Source organism: Lentzea miocenica (assembly GCF_033949945.1).
Lineage (GTDB): Bacteria > Actinomycetota > Actinomycetes > Mycobacteriales > Pseudonocardiaceae > Lentzea > Lentzea miocenica.
The window spans coordinates 278,500-294,064 of sequence record NZ_JAXAVW010000002.1; the positions used below are offsets into that span (position 1 = coordinate 278,500).

Annotated in this window: 13 protein-coding genes; 10 read left to right on the forward strand and 3 right to left on the reverse strand. The window is 68.0% G+C overall.

Translation table 11 applies throughout. From position 1 onward, the window contains the following. Positions 1 to 17 precede the first annotated feature (17 nt). Positions 18 to 1,646 carry a purine-cytosine permease family protein gene (locus tag SK803_RS03580; protein ID WP_319964273.1) on the forward strand — a complete coding sequence of 543 codons (1,629 nt, stop codon included), beginning with the start codon at positions 18 to 20 and terminating at the stop codon, positions 1,644 to 1,646. Here SK803_RS03580 and SK803_RS03585 read toward each other — a convergent pair. Continuing rightward, positions 1,627 to 2,805 (reverse strand): chymotrypsin family serine protease, encoded by a 1,179-nt coding sequence (locus SK803_RS03585; protein WP_319964274.1) that lies wholly within the window; start codon positions 2,803 to 2,805, stop codon positions 1,627 to 1,629. The two genes, SK803_RS03580 and SK803_RS03585, sit on opposite strands and share 20 nt — an antisense overlap. 131 nt (positions 2,806 to 2,936) lie before the next feature. Between SK803_RS03585 and SK803_RS03590 the strand changes: the two genes are divergently transcribed. Beyond that, the gene (locus SK803_RS03590) at positions 2,937 to 4,634 is read left to right on the forward strand and encodes a cation:proton antiporter (RefSeq protein ID WP_319964275.1); all 1,698 of its coding nucleotides are present in this window, start codon (positions 2,937 to 2,939) and stop codon (positions 4,632 to 4,634) included. Here the strand turns inward: SK803_RS03590 and SK803_RS03595 are convergent, their stop codons facing one another. After that, the gene (locus tag SK803_RS03595) at positions 4,635 to 5,396 is read right to left on the reverse strand and encodes a GntR family transcriptional regulator (RefSeq protein WP_319964276.1); all 762 of its coding nucleotides are present in this window, start codon (positions 5,394 to 5,396) and stop codon (positions 4,635 to 4,637) included. 178 nt (positions 5,397 to 5,574) lie between these two features. On the opposite strand from SK803_RS03595, the gene SK803_RS03600 reads away from it, so the two are divergent. The 7 genes from SK803_RS03600 (at position 5,575) to SK803_RS03630 (ending at position 14,022) form a co-directional block, all read left to right on the forward strand. After that, positions 5,575 to 6,813: an extracellular solute-binding protein gene (locus tag SK803_RS03600; RefSeq protein ID WP_319964277.1), complete on the forward strand. Its 1,239-nt coding sequence runs from the start codon at positions 5,575 to 5,577 to the stop codon at positions 6,811 to 6,813. Then, a complete protein-coding gene (locus SK803_RS03605; protein WP_319964278.1) occupies positions 6,810 to 7,754 on the forward strand; it encodes a carbohydrate ABC transporter permease in 945 nt (314 codons plus the stop codon). The genes SK803_RS03600 and SK803_RS03605 overlap by 4 nt, the downstream gene beginning before the upstream one ends. Further along, positions 7,751 to 8,572, forward strand: coding sequence for a carbohydrate ABC transporter permease (locus tag SK803_RS03610; protein WP_319964279.1), 822 nt, complete (start codon positions 7,751 to 7,753; stop codon positions 8,570 to 8,572). The genes SK803_RS03605 and SK803_RS03610 overlap by 4 nt, the downstream gene beginning before the upstream one ends. Continuing rightward, entirely contained in the window at positions 8,569 to 9,972 is a 1,404-nt protein-coding gene (locus SK803_RS03615; protein ID WP_319964280.1) for a beta-N-acetylhexosaminidase, read from the forward strand. Before SK803_RS03610 ends, SK803_RS03615 begins: the two co-directional genes overlap by 4 nt. Continuing rightward, the gene (locus SK803_RS03620) at positions 9,957 to 11,321 is read left to right on the forward strand and encodes a cellulose binding domain-containing protein (RefSeq protein ID WP_319964281.1); all 1,365 of its coding nucleotides are present in this window, start codon (positions 9,957 to 9,959) and stop codon (positions 11,319 to 11,321) included. The genes SK803_RS03615 and SK803_RS03620 overlap by 16 nt, the downstream gene beginning before the upstream one ends. A gap of 239 nt (positions 11,322 to 11,560) precedes the next feature. Then, positions 11,561 to 12,478, forward strand: a complete 918-nt coding sequence (locus tag SK803_RS03625) for a TIR domain-containing protein (protein ID WP_319964282.1) — start codon at positions 11,561 to 11,563, stop codon at positions 12,476 to 12,478. Then, positions 12,475 to 14,022 carry an SPFH domain-containing protein gene (locus tag SK803_RS03630; protein WP_319964283.1) on the forward strand — a complete coding sequence of 516 codons (1,548 nt, stop codon included), beginning with the start codon at positions 12,475 to 12,477 and terminating at the stop codon, positions 14,020 to 14,022. The genes SK803_RS03625 and SK803_RS03630 overlap by 4 nt, the downstream gene beginning before the upstream one ends. Here the strand turns inward: SK803_RS03630 and SK803_RS03635 are convergent, their stop codons facing one another. Further along, positions 14,023 to 14,421, reverse strand: coding sequence for a hypothetical protein (locus tag SK803_RS03635; RefSeq protein WP_319964284.1), 399 nt, complete (start codon positions 14,419 to 14,421; stop codon positions 14,023 to 14,025). Between the two features lie 102 nt (positions 14,422 to 14,523). Between SK803_RS03635 and SK803_RS03640 the strand changes: the two genes are divergently transcribed. After that, on the forward strand, positions 14,524 to 15,420 hold the full coding sequence (locus tag SK803_RS03640) for a phage tail sheath subtilisin-like domain-containing protein (protein ID WP_319964285.1): 897 nt from the start codon (positions 14,524 to 14,526) through the stop codon (positions 15,418 to 15,420). Positions 15,421 to 15,565 lie beyond the last annotated feature (145 nt).

Consider the following 15,565-nt stretch of genomic DNA (forward strand, 5'->3'; position numbering starts at 1 on the left):
CCCTAGCGTCGAGATCCATGACGGTTGACGAGGTTGTGGAGCGCACGCCCGTCCCCGCGGCGTCGAAGGAGACGCTGGAGGACTACACCTTGCGGTTCGCCCCGCGGACCTATCGGCGGTGGACACCGGCGGTCGTCGGGGCGTCCGCGCTCGGCGGGATCGCCTACATGGCCGACTTCTCGATCGGCGCCGGCATCGGCCTCACCCACGGCACCGGGAACGCGTTGCTGGCCATCGGGTTCGCGGCGATCGTCATCTTCGTGACCGGGTTTCCGCTGGCGTACTACGCGGCCCGGTACAACATCGACCTCGACCTGATCACGCGCGGCTCCGGGTTCGGCTACTACGGGTCGGTCATCACGAGCGTGATCTTCGCGAGTTTCACGTTCATCTTCTTCGCGCTCGAAGGCTCGATCATGGCGCAGGGCCTGCGGTACGCGCTGGGGTTGCCGTTGTGGCTGGGGTATGCGACCTCGACGCTGGTGATCATCCCGTTGGTGATCTACGGGATGAAAGTGCTGGCGAAGCTGCAGAGCTGGACCAACCCGTTGTGGTTGCTGCTGATGGTGGCGCCGTTGCTGTTCCTGGTGATCTCGGAGCCGGATTCGGTGAGCCGCTTTCTCGCTTACGGGGACAGCGGTGTCAACACCGCGGCGGTGATGCTCGGCGCCGGCGTTTGCCTGTCGTTGATGGGGCAGATCGGTGAGCAGATCGACTACCTGAGGTTCATGCCGCCGCGCACGGCGGAGAACCGGCGGGCGTGGTGGACCGCGATGGTGCTGGCGGGCCCGGGCTGGGTGGTGTTCGGCGCGCTGAAGCAGGCGATCGGCGTGTTCATGGCGGTCTACGTGCTCGACGCGGTCGGGAAGGTCGCGGCGGTGGAGCCGATCGAGCAGTTCACCGGGGTGTTCAAGCAGTTCATGCCTGCGTGGCTGGTGGTGCCGCTGGCGCTCGTGCTGGTGGTGCTGAGCCAGGTGAAGATCAACGTGACCAACGCCTACTCGGGGTCGCTGGCGTGGACGAACTCGTTCACCCGCGTCACGAAGCACTATCCGGGGCGGCTGGTGTTCGTGCTGGTGAACCTCGCGGTCGCGCTGGTGCTGATGGAGGCGGACATGTTCAGCTTCCTGAACAAGATCCTGAGCTTCTACTCCAACTGCGCGATGGCGTGGGTCGTCACGGTGGCCACGGACATCGCGATCAACAAGTACGTGCTGAAGCTGTCGCCGAAGCAGCCGGAGTTCCGCAGGGGCATGCTCTACGCGGTCAACCCGGTGGGCGTCGGGTCGTTCCTCGCGTCGTCGATCCTGTCCATCTCCGTCTACTTCGGACTGTTCGGCGCGGCCGTGCAGCCCTACTCGCCGCTGGTGGCGGTCGGCATCCCGATCGTGCTGACGCCGCTGCTCGCGGTGCTCACCCGTGGCCGGTTCTACCTGCGCCGCACCGATGACGGGATCGCGGAACCGGTGCTGGACGCCGATGGGAACCCGAGCGGGACGCGGTACGACTGCGTGGTGTGCGGGGAGTCCTACGAGCGGCCGGACATGGCGGCCAGTGCGATCGGGGGCGAGATCTGCTCGCTGTGCCTGAGCACCGATCGCGACGGCCGCCACGTCCTGCCCGCGGTCAGCCCACTTCCAGGCTGACGCCCCACGCGTTGAGGATCGTGCTGATCGGCACGTAGTTGATGTAGCGGGAGCAGTAGATGCCCTGGGCGTCCGGCGCGGTGGTGCCGCACGAGGTGGTCTGGGCGTAGTCGGTGTCCGGGCCGAGCAGGATGCCGCGCGCCTGCACGCCGTTGGACAGCTTCTTGAACATCGGACCGCCGCTGTCGCCCTGGCCGCCCATGATCCCGGAGGTCGCCTTCACCTGGATGACGTTGACCGTCACGCCGCCGAAGCTGATGTTCTGGCTGTCGTCGTAGACCTCACCGCAGTGCTCGCCGGTGCTGGAGCTCGAGTTGCAGACCGGGTCGCCCGGCCAGTTCGACGCGTAGTTCTTCACCGTCGAGGTCGTGTTGCTGTTCCAGGCGCCGCGGTAGATCTTCGCGGTGGTGGCGGGCGAGGCCGACGGGTCGATCATGAGCGAGTCGACGGCCGGGATGCCCGCGACGGACGCGCCGCCCGGTGCGATCTGCTGGCCGGCGCCGTCGGTCACCGCGGCGTTGGCCGCCGGGTCGCAGTGGCGGGCGGTGATCAGCTTGCCGACGCTGCCCTTGAGCACCGCGAAGCCGGACGTGCATGAGCCACGGCCGCTGTGGCGGATGCGGGCGCCGCCCTTCCACGGAGCCGCGTCGTTGGGGCGTGAGTAGCCCTCCGGCGCGCGGGCGCCGTAGTTGATCTGCACGTCCTCGATGCCCGCGACCTGCTGCGCCTCGGAGACCGCGAAGGTCGTGGGGGTGTTCGCGACGTTGACCTCGATGCCGCTGCCGTCCTGGCGCAACGACGTGGAGACGATGCCGAGCTGACGGCCGTACGCGCTGGTCTGGAGCTTGGTGCGGGCTGCCTCGGCCTGGGCGCGGGAGTACTTGGCGCCGGGCACGATGGTGATGGACACGCCGTTGGGCTTGGCGTCGGCGTAGCGCTGGACGTCCTGCGGGACGGCGCCGGACCAGCGGACCGTGATGGCGCGGTGCTGGTAGTCGGTGCGCTGGCTGGTGAAGCCGCGGTCGTGGCCGAGTTCGAAGATCCGGTCGGCGACCGGTGGGATGGCGTCGTCAACCGAAAGCGCCGCCGAAGCCTGGCCAGGCAGGACGGCGAGCAGTGTCCCGGCTGCCAGTGCGGCTGCCAGCAAAGTTCTGCGCATGGTGATCTCCCCCTCTGAACCGGACTTTCCGGTCGGCGCAGGGGACCACGCGGCGAAGTGTGATCAGCACCCCGGGATTTCCCTCATTGCTTCGCGGGCAAGATCACGCTCCATCAGACAAACTGCACGTCATGCAGGAGCTGGCCTTGCTCGCCGTGGCGGCGGTGCTGATCATCGTGGCGGTGTCGTACTTCGCGCCGAAGCTCGGCGTCGCGGCGCCCGTGCTGCTCGTGATCGTCGGGATGGGCTGCAGTCAGCTGCCCGGCGCGCCGCACGTGTTCGTGGAGCCGGAATGGATCCTGACGGTCGTGCTGCCGCCGATCCTGTACTCGGCGGCGGTGAACGTGCCGGTCGTGGACTTCCGGCGCAACTTCGCGACCATCGGGTCGCTGTCGGTGCTGCTGGTGGCCGTGTCGGCGTTCGGGACCGGGCTGCTGATCTGGTGGCTGCTGCCGGAGATCGGGTTCGCGGCCGCCCTCGCGCTGGGTGCGGTGGTCAGCCCGCCGGACGCGGTCGCCGCCACCTCGATCGGCAAGAAGCTCGGTCTGCCGCCACGACTCGTGACGATTCTCGAAGGCGAGGGACTGGTCAACGACGCCACCGCGCTCGTGCTGCTGCGCACGGCCATCGTCGCGATCACGGCCAGCGTGTCGTTCGGCGGGGCGGTCGGCGACTTCGCGTTCGCCGTGTCCGTGGGTGTGGTGATCGGGGCGGCGGTCGGCATCGTGTCGGTGTGGGCGCGGTCGCGGATCCAGGGCCAGCCCGTGCTGACGACCGCGATCTCGTACGTCGTGCCGTTCCTCGCGTTCATCCCGGCCGAGGAGGTGCACGCGTCCGGCGTGATCGCCGTGGTCGTGGCCGGCCTGATCACCGGGCACCTGAGCGCCAGGAAGTTCACCGCGCACGACCGCATCTCCGAACGCACGAACTGGCGCACGATCCAGTTGTTGCTGGAGAACGGCGTCTTCCTGCTGATGGGCTTCGAGCTCACCTCGGTCGTCAACGACGTGGCTGAGGAAGGCCTGGCCCGGACACTCGTGATCGGCCTGCTGGTGACTTTGGCGCTGGTCGTGCTGCGCGGTGCGTTCGTGATCCCGCTGATCGCACTGCTGCGCCGTCAGCAACGCCGTGCGGACGCGTTCGCCGACAAGATCGAGTCCTTTCTGGACCGCCTCACCACCCGCGGCCCCCGTCCCGGCGACGAGAAGCGGTACGACCGGGGAGTCCGCGCGCTGCAACGCAAACAGGCCGACGTCGCCTTCTACGCGAGCGAAGGACTCGGCTGGCGCGGCGGCGCGGTGCTCGCGTGGTCGGGGATGCGCGGTGTCGTGACGCTGGCCGCCGCCCAGACGTTGCCCACCGATCTGCCGCACCGCACGGAACTGATCCTGATCGCGTTCACGGTCGCGATCGTCACCCTGGTCGTGCAGGGCGGCTCGCTGCCGCTGGTGATCCGGTGGCTCGGCGTCCGCGGCAACGACGACGAACACGAACGGCGGGAGTACGCGCGGCTGGCGGGCGAGCTGATGACAGCGACCCACAGTTTCCTGGGCAACCCGGAGCTGTGCCGGGAGAACGGTCAGGAGTTCGACTCGGAACTGCTGGCGCAGACTCGGGAACGGACGCTCGCGATGAGTGAGGGGGTTGAGAAGATGTTCGTCGAACAGGACCCGGACAGCGCGATGCACCAACGCCGTGAGCTGCAGCGGTTGATGATGGAGGCTCAGCAGAACGCGTTGCTGGACGCGCGCGCCAGCGGGACTTACGCCTCGCACACCCTGGAGCGCGCGCAGACGTTCATCGACAGCCAGAGTGCCCGGTTCCTGTGATCAGAACGGGTCGTTGCCGACCTTCGCCTGCACGTCCACCGTGTTGCGCGGCGACGCGCCCAAGGTCAGCTTCGACACGATCCGATACCGGTCACCCCGGTAGATCGAGTGCACGTACTCGACCTGCCGCCCTTCCTCGTCCGTCGTGAGCCGCTCGAACAACAGCGCCGGCGCGAGCTCCGGTACCCCGAGCAGCGCGGCCTCGGACTCGTTCGTCACGGTCGGCTCGATCGACTGCACGGCATCGCGGACGTGGACGCCGTGCTCGCGCAGGCGTTCGTAGAAGTCGCCGGACTCCATGTCGTGCAACGTCAACGCGGGCGCGACCAGGGCGGGGACGTGCAGGTACTCCAGTGCCATGGGTTCGCCGTCGACCAGGCGCAGGCGGGCGATGTAGTGGATCTCGGCGGCGGGGGAGAGGCGCAGGCGGCGGCCCACTCGGGCGCCGGCCGGGATGCGGGCGTGTTCGAGCACCTGTGACGACCAGGTTCCGGAGGCCTGGGGGAGCGACATGGAGCCGGTGTCGGAGACCATTTCCTGGGTGATCTTGGCGCGGGCCACGAAGGTGCCGCGGCCGTGCTGGCGGATCAGCAGGCCGGTGTTGACCAGTTCTTCCACGGCTGAGCGGACGGTGGGGCGGGACACCGAGAGTTGTTGGCACAGCACGCGTTCGGCGGGGATCGGGGCGCCCGCCGGGTGGGTCTCGATCAGTTCGAGCAGGTAGTCGCGGACCCGCTCGCGTTTGAGGATCGCTTCGGCCATGCCTCTCCGCTTCGTCGGCGGCCAGTATCGCATACCAGTGGTAAGTAACCAGTCTGAGCAAGATCGGGAGCGCTCTCACGCGTCCGAGCAGGGTATTGACCTGAGAAGTGGTCTATGCCACTTTCTACCCACTCCATTGGACCTGACCAATTGGTCATATCCCAGCGAGAGGTGAGTCGTGTCGCGCTCCGCTGCCTTGCTCGTTCTGGCGCTTGCCCTGTCCGCCTGCGGCACGTCCGCGGGAGGGGGTGATGAGAAGCAGGAGATCACCGTGTGGCTGATGAAGGACACGGCCACCGAGGACTTCGTGACGAGGTTCGAGAGCGAGTTCGAACGTGATCACGCGAACCTCGACCTGAAGATCCAGATCCAGGAGTGGAACGGCATCACGCAGAAGGTGACCAGTGCGCTGGCCAGCACGGATCCGCCGGACGTGATCGAGGTCGGCAACACGCAGGTCGCCCAGTACGTGGCCAGCAAGGGTGTCACCGATCTGTCGGGCAAGAAGGGCGAGCTGCAGGGGGACGACTGGATTCCCGGCCTGTCGGAACCCGGTGCGGTGGACGGCAAGCAGTTCGGGGTGCCGTTCTACGCGGCGAACCGGGTGGTGATCTACCGCAAGGACCTGTTCGAGGCGGCTCAGGTCGTCGTGCCCAAGACGCGCGAGGAGTGGCTCGCGGCCACCGCGAAGCTCGACCAGGGCGACCAGCAGGGCATCTACCTGCCCGGACAGAACTGGTACACGCTCTCCGGTTTCGTCTGGGACGAGGGCGGTGACCTCGCCGAGCAGGACGGCGACAAGTGGAAGGGCTCGCTGAACACGCCGGAGGCGTTGGCGGGCATGGACTTCTACCGGAAGCTGCAGGCGCTGGGCGACGGGCCGAAGGACTCCGACGAGGCCAAGCCGCAGCAGACCGACGTGGTGGCGGGCGGCAAGGTCGCGCAGTTCATCGCGGTGCCCGGCGCGGCCAAGCTCGTCACCAAGGCCAACCCGGCGCTGGAGGGCAAGATCGGGTTCTTCCCGATCCCCGGCAAGACGGCGGACAAGCCCGGCGCGGTGTTCACCGGCGGTTCCGACCTGATCATCCCGCTCGCGTCTAGCCGGCAGGACGGCGCCTACGAGGTCGTCAAGGCGCTCGCCGGGGAGAAGTGGCAGGTCGAGCTGGCGAAGGCGATGAACTACGTGCCGAACCGCAAGTCGCTCGCGAAGGACGTCGGTGGCGACCCCGGCACGGCGGCGATGGCGGTCGGCGCGGCCAACGGGCACGCCACGCCGAACTCGCCGAACTGGGCGGCGGTCGAGGCGCGCAACCCGATCAAGGAGTTCCAGACGGCGGTGCTGACCGGCACTGATCCGAAGACAGCGGCCGCGAGGGCCGACGAGGTCATCACCCAAGCGTTGAACTCGGGCAAATGACGCTCCTGGCCGAGCGGCCGGTGCAGGCGACTGCGCCGGCCGCGCCAAGACGCCGCAAACGCCCGATCCTTCCGTACGTGCTGATCGCACCCACGCTGCTCGCCACCGCGTACTTGCTGCTGTACCCGCTGGTGCGCAACGTGATCATCTCGTTGCAGGAGTTCGGTCTGCCGCAGCTGGTGCGCGGCGACGCGAAGTTCGTCGGGCTCGCGAACTACGTCAAGGTGCTGTCCGATCCCGAGTTCTGGAGTGTCGTCAAGCGGACGCTGTGGTTCACCGCGATCAACGTCGTGCTGATCATGGTGCTGTCCACTTCGGTCGCGCTGCTGCTCATCCGGCTCGGGAGGTGGCTCAGGCTGCTCGTGATGGGCGGCCTCGTGCTCACCTGGGCTACGCCGATCATCGCGGCGACCACGGTGTTCCAGTGGCTCTTCCAGTCGCGGCTCGGCGTCGTGAACTGGGCGCTGGTGGCGATGGGCTTCGAGGAGTACCGCGACTACACGTGGTTCGCCGACGGCGAGGCGACGTTCGGGATCCTCGTCACGCTGATCGTCTGGCAGTCGATCCCGTTCGCGGCGCTCTCGCTGTACGCGGCGATGATCACCGTGCCGCAGGAGCTGTACGAGGCCGCGCGGATCGACGGCGCTGGCGCGTGGCGGGTGTTCTCGACCATCACGTTTCCCATGCTGCGCGCCATGTTCGGCCTGATCACGTGCCTTGAGGTGATCTGGGTCGTCAAGGCGTTCGTGCAGATCTGGGTGATCAGCCAGGGCGGTCCCGGGCAGGCCACGACGACATTGCCGGTCTACGCGTTCCAGGTCGCGCAGTCGTTGCAGCGCTACGACCTGGGCGCGGCCGTGTCGATGCTCATGGTCGTGCTGCTCGTGCTCGCGCTGCTGGCGTACTTCCGCCAGCTCTACCGGCAGGAGCGGGAAGCATGATCGGCCGGATCTCCAAAACCACGGCGGCGCTCGTCGTCTTCGTGATCTCCGTCTTCCCGGTGTACTGGATGGTGCTCACGGCTTTCAAGCCCACCAAGGACATCCAGGGCGCGACACCGACGTTCTTCCCGGCCTCGGTCACGTTCGACCACTTCGGCACGGCGATCGCCGCGAAGGGCTTCTTCTCCTTCTGGCGCAACAGCCTCCTGGTCGCGGGTGGGGCGGTGCTGCTGGCGTTGCTCGTCGCGCTGCTGGCGGCGTTCGCCGTCGCGCGCCTGCGGTGGAAGGGGCGGAGGGCGTTCGTGCTCATGGTGTTCGTCGCGCAGATGACGCCGTGGGAGGCGTTGCTCATCCCGATCTACGTGATCGCCAGGGACACCGGCATGCTCGACACGCTCTGGATGCTCACGCTCGTCTACTTCATGATGACGCTGCCGTTCACCATCGTGACGCTGCGCGGGTTCCTGGCGGCGATCCCCGTCGACCTGGAGGAAGCCGCGCAGGTCGACGGCTGTTCGCGCGGGCAGGCGTTCCGGCGGGTGGTGTTCCCGTTGCTGGCTCCAGGGTTGCTGGCGACGTCGCTGTTCGGCTTCATCACCGCCTGGAACGAGTTCGCCTTCGCCAACGTGCTGATCATCAAGGACCAGGACGACCGCACGCTGCCGGTCTGGCTGTCGTCGTTCAACAACACGTTCGGCACCGACTGGGGCGCCACGATGGCCGCCTCGACGCTGTTCATGCTGCCGGTGCTGCTGATCTTCGTCGTGCTGCAGGGCCGGGTCACCACGGGGATCGTCGGAGGGGCGGTGAAGGGATGATCGTTCCGCTTCCCACCAGGGTCGTGCGGCGCGGCAAGGGCTTCACGTTCGGCTGCGGCACGAGCGTGCGCGTCACGCCGGGCGCTGAGCACGCGGCCAGACTCCTCCGCACGTCCCTGCGGCCGGCCACCGGACTGCCGTTGCCGATCGCCGACTACGGCCAGATCGTCATCGCGCTCGACGCCAAGCTCGTCGGGCTCGGCGCGGAAGGCTACGCGCTGACCGTGAACGAACACGGCGTCCTGTTGCGCGCCGGCACCGCGGCCGGTCTGGCACACGGCGTGCAGACGATCCGCCAACTCCTGCCCGTCGAGGCACTTCGGTCGAGCCGCGTGTCCGAAGTGGACTGGACGTTGCCCGGCGTCGACATCAGGGACGTGCCGAGATTGCCTTGGCGCGGGTTCATGCTGGACGTCGCACGGCACTTCCAGCCGGTCCACGTGCTGCGCAGGTTCGTCGACCTGATGGCCCTGCACAAGCTCAACGTCCTGCACCTGCACCTGACCGACGACCAGGGCTGGCGCATGCCGGTGACGAGCCACCCGCTGCTGACCTCGATCGGCGGCTGGCGCGACGAGACCAACGGCGACGGCGTGCCCCACGGCGGCGTCTACACCCGCAGCGAACTGGAAGGGCTCGTCGCGCACGCGGCCGAGCGCGGCATCCGGATCATGCCGGAGATCGAGATGCCCGGCCACGCCCGCGCGGCGCTGGCCGCCTACCCGGACCTCGGCATCGCCCTGGAACCGTTGCCGGTCTGGACCCGGTGGGGCATCAGCGATGCCGCGTTCGGCCCGCACGCGATCGGGTTCGTCCGCGAGGTGCTGGCGGAGGTGCTGGAGGTGTTCCCCGGCGAGCACGTCCACCTCGGCGGCGACGAATGTCTGCTGCCAGAAGACGTGCACGGCCGGTTCCTCAGGCAGGCCGCCAAGTACCTGCTGGACCGCGGCCGCGTCCCCGCGGCGTGGGAACCGACGGGTGACCCGCGTTCCGTCGTGATGCCGTGGAAGGACGAAACCCAGGCGGCGAAAGCGCTGGAACAGGGCCAAGGCGTCGTGATGGCCCCGCACACCTCCACCTACCTCGACTACCCGCAGTCGGACGCGGGACACGAACCACCCGGCCAGCCCGGTTTCGTCGTGACCTCCCGGGACGTCTACCAGGTTCCGCTGCCCGACGGCGTGCTCGGTGCCCAGTGCCAGCTCTGGACCGAACACGTCCGCACCAGGGAACACCTGGAATACCTGGCCTTCCCGCGTCTCGTCGCACTGGCCGACACCCTCTGGTCGCAGCGACCGGACTGGGACGGCTTCACCACACGGATGCGCTACCACGCATCAAGGCTCGCCGCACTGTCCATCCCTGCCGAAGTGAGGAGAGAACCTTGCGAGCACTCATAGCCGTTTCCTGCGCGGCCCTGACAGTGGCCGCGACAGCGGTGGCGCCGAACGCCTTCGCGGCCGACGCGATCACCGCCCAGTACCGGACCAGCGCGTCCGGTGCGACCACCGACCAGGTCGAGCCGTGGTTCAAGCTGGTCAACTCCGGCACCACGAGCGTGCCGCTGTCCGACGTCAAGATCCGCTACTACTTCCGCAGCGAGACCCCTGACGTCGGCTACCGGTTCGCCTGCTCGTGGGCGGTTCGCGGCTGCGGCAACGTCACCGGCCAGTTCGGCACGCTGACCGGTGGCTCGGCCGACCGCTACCTGGAGGTCGGGTTCACGAGCGGCGCCGGAACCCTGGCGCCCAACCAGGACTCCGGCGACCTGCAGCTGCGCTTCTACCGGACGAACTGGAGCCAGATCAACCAGTCCGACGACTACTCGTTCCGCGGCGACAGCACGTACTCGCCGTCGTCGAAGGTGACCGTCCACCGCGGCAGCACCCTGCTGTGGGGCACCCCGCCCGGTGGCAGCCCGCCCACCACGACGACGACCACGACGCCGCCGAACCCCAACGGCCCCAAGATGTTCGACGACTTCAGCTACACCAGCTCGAGCGACTCGCGGATCGGCCAGCGCGGCTGGACGGTCCGGTCGGGCGGCGGCGGCCCCGGTGTGCCCGGCGCGACGTGGGATCCGTCGCGGGTGACGTTCCCGACCGTCGACGGCCAGAAGGTCATGCGCCTCGACTCGTGGAACAACGGTTCCGCGGCGAGGCAGACCGAGATGTTCCACCAGCGCAAGTTCTTCGAGGGCACCTACGCGTCCAGGGTGAAGTTCAGCGACGCGCCGGTCTTCGGCCCGGACGGCGACCACGTCGTGCAGACGTTCTTCACTATCACCCCGCTCGACGCCCCGATGGCGCCGAACTACGGCGAGATCGACTTCGAGTACCTGCCCAACGGCGGCTGGGGCGAGCCGGCGAACATCATGTACGAGACGACCTGGGAGACCTACCAGAACGAGCCGTGGGTCGCCGACAACATCCACAACGAGCAGCGCGCGAGCTACAACGGCTGGCACGACCTGGTCTTCCAGGTCGCGAACGGCCGGGTGAAGTACTACATCGACGGCACGCTGGTCGCCGACCACGGCGACAAGTACTACCCGGAGACGCCGATGTCGATCAACTTCAACCTGTGGTTCATCTCGGGCGGCCTGCAGGGCGGCAGCGCCGAGCGGGCCTACCAGCAGGAGGTCGACTACGTGTACTTCGCCAAGGACCAGGTGTTGAGCCCGGCTCAGGTGAAGACGGCGGTGCAGGGCTACCGCAGCTCCGGTGTGGAGCACGTCGACAACGTGTGAGCAACGATCGTGCATGGGCCCGTGGCAGGCCCAGGCACGATCGGCACGTCAGTTGGCGTCGCCGATCGGGGTGGCGCCGTTGCAGGGTCAATGCGCGCGGAAATTCCGGTACAACGTTCAACAGGCTGAACCGCGCCCCGGACCGGACTGCTCCGAGCGGGTGAGCCGGACTGGCCAATTGATGGACAATGAGTTGCCGCGTCTGTCTCAACTGGCCGCGTCGTGACTAGCTTGCGCGCATGTCGTTTGGACCACCCGGATTCTTCCTCTCCTACACGCAGGCTGACGCGGCCTACGTGCAGCGGCTCGCGGAGCACCTGGAGGCCTCCGCGCTACCGGTCTGGCTCGACGCCAAACTTCGCTGGGGCGCACGGGTTCCCGTCGAGATCCGGGACAGGCTGTCCGCCGCGCCGGGGATCATCGTGATCATGTCGCCCGCGTCCGAACGCTCGGAGTGGGTCGAGCGGGAGATCCTCGAAGGGCAGCGGTACGGGCGGCCGTTCCTGCCGATCCTGCTGCGCGGGCAGCGGCACTTCCTGTTGGCCTCCACCAGTTTCTTCGATGCCAGGGACGGGCGGCTGCCGGGAGCGCGGGAGATCTGCGACCTGCGGGAGCTGCTGGAGGGCGGACCGCAGGTGGCGAGGCCGAGCCCGGCCGTCCCGGTGGCGTCGGTGCCGGCGGAGACCTCGTTGCGGAAGTTGCGGCACGCGCTGGAAGAAGGTCAGCTCGCGCACGCCGACATCCTGACGACGTCGCTGCTTCTGGACGCCGCGCGACGACTGGACAAGGGATGGCTGCGCCGGACCGACGGCGCGAACTTGCCCACCGGACTGCTCGCCGACATCGACGCGCTCTGGTCGAAGTTCGCCCAGCAGGGGTTCGCGGTGCAGCAGGCCAGGCATCCCGGACCGCCGCCGGGCGCACCACCCGGCCGCCACCGGGACTTCCTCGCGCTGGCGTTGTCGGTGGGGTGGAAGGGCCTGCGGGGCGAGGTGTCCCCGGTGTACGAGGAACTCGTCGCCGCGGACTTCTTCCCACCGGGCTTCTTCCCGACGATGCGCAACCCCCAGCTCGAACGGTTCGAGAGCTGGCACGACAAATGGACCGACACGGTCATGGCCGTGCACACACGACTGCGGAACAGCGGTGTCCGATGACGATCCTCATCCTCGTTCTGGTGCTCGTCCTCGTCGCAGTGGTGGCGGTGGCGCTGACCGGCTACCAGTCGGTGCCGACCGGGAAGATCGGCCTGGTGTACAAGCGGTTCGGCGGTCTGAAGGGCGAGAAGTACCCGGTGCGCGTGCACGGCGGCCAAGGCGTGCAGGCCGGCACGCTGCAGGCCGATCGCCGCTACCTGCTGCCGCCATTGCTGTTCCGGGTGCGGAACGTCGAGAGGACCTACGTACCCACCGGCACGATCGGACTGGTGATCGCGAAGGTCGGTGCGGTGCCGCCGGTCGAGTTCACGCTGTGCCGGCACGTCGACTGCGACTACTTCCAGGACGGCCGCGAGTTCCTTCTGCGCGGCGGCCAGATGGGCAAGCAGTCGATGGTGCTGCCTGGTGGTGCCTACTACGACATCAACCCGGCGCTGTTCGACGTCATCACCACCGAAACGCTGGGTGATGACGAGAAGGACGAGCTCACCCGCTACGACCTGATGGACATCAGCATCCCGGAGGGCGCCACCGGTGTCGTCATCGCCAAGGTGGGCGAGTCGCCGGACGAGGACGACAACACCGTCGGTCCGGTGGTGGCGGGCCACGCGAACTTCCAGAAGCCCTGGGAGTTCCTGGCCAACGGTGGCCGCCGCGGCGCGCAGGCCGAAACGCTGCCCCACGGCGGCGTCTACCGCATCAACCCGTGGTTCGCCCGCGTCGTGATCATCCCGACGCGCGAGCTGACGCTGGACTGGCAGCGCAGGGACACCAAGTCCGCCGACCGCTACGACGCCGCGCTGGACCAGATCGTGGCCAACGTCGAGGGCAACCGGCTGCTGTTCACGATGACCCAGATCATCCGCATTCCGGCGAAGGCGGCACCGCTGTTGGTGCGCCGCTTCGGCGAGGACCGCGACATGACGGGCCTCGGCGACGTGCAGAGCCCCGCGCCCGTGCAGCGGTTCGTGGAACGCGTGCTCGGCCGCACCGTGAAGGGCTACTTCGAAAGCTGTGCCTCGGAGTACGAGGTGCTGCAGTTCATCGAGGGCCTCAACGAGGTCCGGATGGAGCTGGAGTCCAAGGTCGCCGAGGCGCTCACCGAGTGGGGCGTGGAGGCCGGGCGGACGACGCTGAGCGACTTCGAGTCGGAGGACCCGAAGCTCGACGCGCGGCGCCGCAGGAAGGCCGAGGAACGTGACAAGCGGGACACCCTCGTGCACGAGCTGGAGAACGCGAAGCTCGCGAAGGCGATCGAGAGCACCAAGATCGACACGGAGAAGGAGCGGGAGACCGTCTCGGTGGCGAAGACCGAGGCCAGGGCGAAGGTGCTGGGCGTGCAGTCGGAGGTGCTGATCCAGTCGCTGGAGCAGCTCAAGGGCTTCAGCACCCCGAGCATCGTCACCGACGGCGCCACGGCCAACGGCGCACTGCCGCTGGTGGTGGGGCAGCAGATGATCAACCAGACGCTGGCGAACATCACGCAGGAGCCGCCAGCGCAGCTGGAGTCAGGCGAGGAGGACGAGCCGCCCGCTACCAAGTGATCAGCTTGTGGTCACCGTTTCGCAGGTGACCTTCTGGCCGGGCTTCGCGGTCGAGGTCGCCAGCTCCTTGATCCCGTCGAGCAGGATGCGGCAGCTGAGCACCTGGTCACCCTTCGGCGTGGCCTCGACCTTCGCCTGCTCGCCGGCGTTGATCACGACCTCGAACTGCCACGGCAGCGGCTTCGAGACCGTGACGGTCCGCGGCGTCTCCTTGCGGTACCGGTCCGGTGATTCGGTGTAGGTCAGGTCCACGGCCGTGTCGGCGGGCTGGGCCTCGACCTCGTAGGTGATGGCCCAGGCCTTGCCGGTCAGCGTCGACCAGCCGCCGGACTGGTTCACCAGGAACACGGTTCCGCCACCGATGACGGCCAGCACGGCCAGGACGATGAGCGTCTTCACCGGACAGACGCTATTGCGGCGGACAATGCGCTCGCGTCATTCGCCGGGGTGACGCGCGGGTCATTCCCGAGGACGACCCGATTCTGCGTCGACAATGACGTCATGCGCGCAGTCTTCCTGACCTTCAGCGGCCCGCACGGCCGGGTGCGGAACGCCTACGAGATGTGGTCGTTCAGCGGCACTGAGGTGCTGGAAGGCGTGCTGCGGGATTGGTTCGCGAACGGTGGCGGCGCGGCTGAGCTCGTTCGCCTGGACGGACCGGACGACCTGCCCGCGGCGCTGGAGGGGATGCCGGACGCCGACGTGGTGTGCTTCCCAGGCCTGGCCGAGCCGGGGATGAACGAGGACGCGCAGTACTGGCTTGATGCTCAACCGCAGGTTGTCGCGGAGTGTGAGCGGCGGGGCAGCATCGCGGTGCTCGACAGCCCACCCGGTCTCGACCCGTGGCAGGCGCTGGACTGGCGGTCGCACGTGCTGATGATCGACAGCCCGAACGCCGTCCTGTACTACCCGTGGATCCGGGCGGGCGACGGGTGGGTTCCGCCGTGCGGGCACGTCGCCGGGGCGTGGGCGCGGGTGACCCGTGACGAGGGTTTCATGGCCTCGGTGGGTGGAATTGAGCTGACTGACGTCGTGGACGTCGCCACCGATGTCGCGGCGGACGAGCAGTGGGCACTTCAGCGGGTCGGGATGCACCGCCACGACGCCGTGCCGCTCCAGGTCGGCGGACAACCGCTGGGCGAGCGGTCCTTCGCTCTCGGTCCGATGGCTCAGGAACACGCGCACGCCCGAGATCATGACGCGCCGGCTGCCGAACTGTCACGATGTGCGCGTGGCTGTCTACTTGCGTCCCGGCGTCTACATCGAAGAGGTGGAGGTTGGCTCCTGGACGAACCCGCAGCTGCGTCGCCCCTACGAGCCGTCGCGTCCGTTGAAACCGGGCATCCCGGCCAAGTGGCTGGCCGAGCACTCGATCGCCGCGTTCATAGGCCGAGATGAGCACACCGAACCGGTCTACGTGACGAGCTGGGACGCGTATCGCCGCCAGTTCTGGGCTGAGTCCCATGAAACCTTGCACCTGCCACGCGCAGTGCAGGGCTTCTTTCAGAACGGCGGCACGGGGTGCTGGATCATCCCGACCGAC

What these genes read in the sequence shown, in the direction of transcription:
- SK803_RS03605 (WP_319964278.1), top strand. Translation starts at nt 6,810, where the DNA reads ATGACGCTCCTGGCCGAGCGGCCGGTGCAGGCGACTGCGCCGGCCGCG.
- SK803_RS03630 (WP_319964283.1), top strand. Translation starts at nt 12,475, where the DNA reads ATGACGATCCTCATCCTCGTTCTGGTGCTCGTCCTCGTCGCAGTGGTG.
- SK803_RS03595 (WP_319964276.1), bottom strand. Translation starts at nt 5,396, where the DNA reads ATGGCCGAAGCGATCCTCAAACGCGAGCGGGTCCGCGACTACCTGCTC.
- SK803_RS03590 (WP_319964275.1), top strand. Translation starts at nt 2,937, where the DNA reads ATGCAGGAGCTGGCCTTGCTCGCCGTGGCGGCGGTGCTGATCATCGTG.
- SK803_RS03615 (WP_319964280.1), top strand. Translation starts at nt 8,569, where the DNA reads ATGATCGTTCCGCTTCCCACCAGGGTCGTGCGGCGCGGCAAGGGCTTC.
- SK803_RS03640 (WP_319964285.1), top strand. Translation starts at nt 14,524, where the DNA reads ATGCGCGCAGTCTTCCTGACCTTCAGCGGCCCGCACGGCCGGGTGCGG.
- SK803_RS03580 (WP_319964273.1), top strand. Translation starts at nt 18, where the DNA reads ATGACGGTTGACGAGGTTGTGGAGCGCACGCCCGTCCCCGCGGCGTCG.
- SK803_RS03585 (WP_319964274.1), bottom strand. Translation starts at nt 2,805, where the DNA reads ATGCGCAGAACTTTGCTGGCAGCCGCACTGGCAGCCGGGACACTGCTC.
- SK803_RS03610 (WP_319964279.1), top strand. Translation starts at nt 7,751, where the DNA reads ATGATCGGCCGGATCTCCAAAACCACGGCGGCGCTCGTCGTCTTCGTG.
- SK803_RS03625 (WP_319964282.1), top strand. Translation starts at nt 11,561, where the DNA reads ATGTCGTTTGGACCACCCGGATTCTTCCTCTCCTACACGCAGGCTGAC.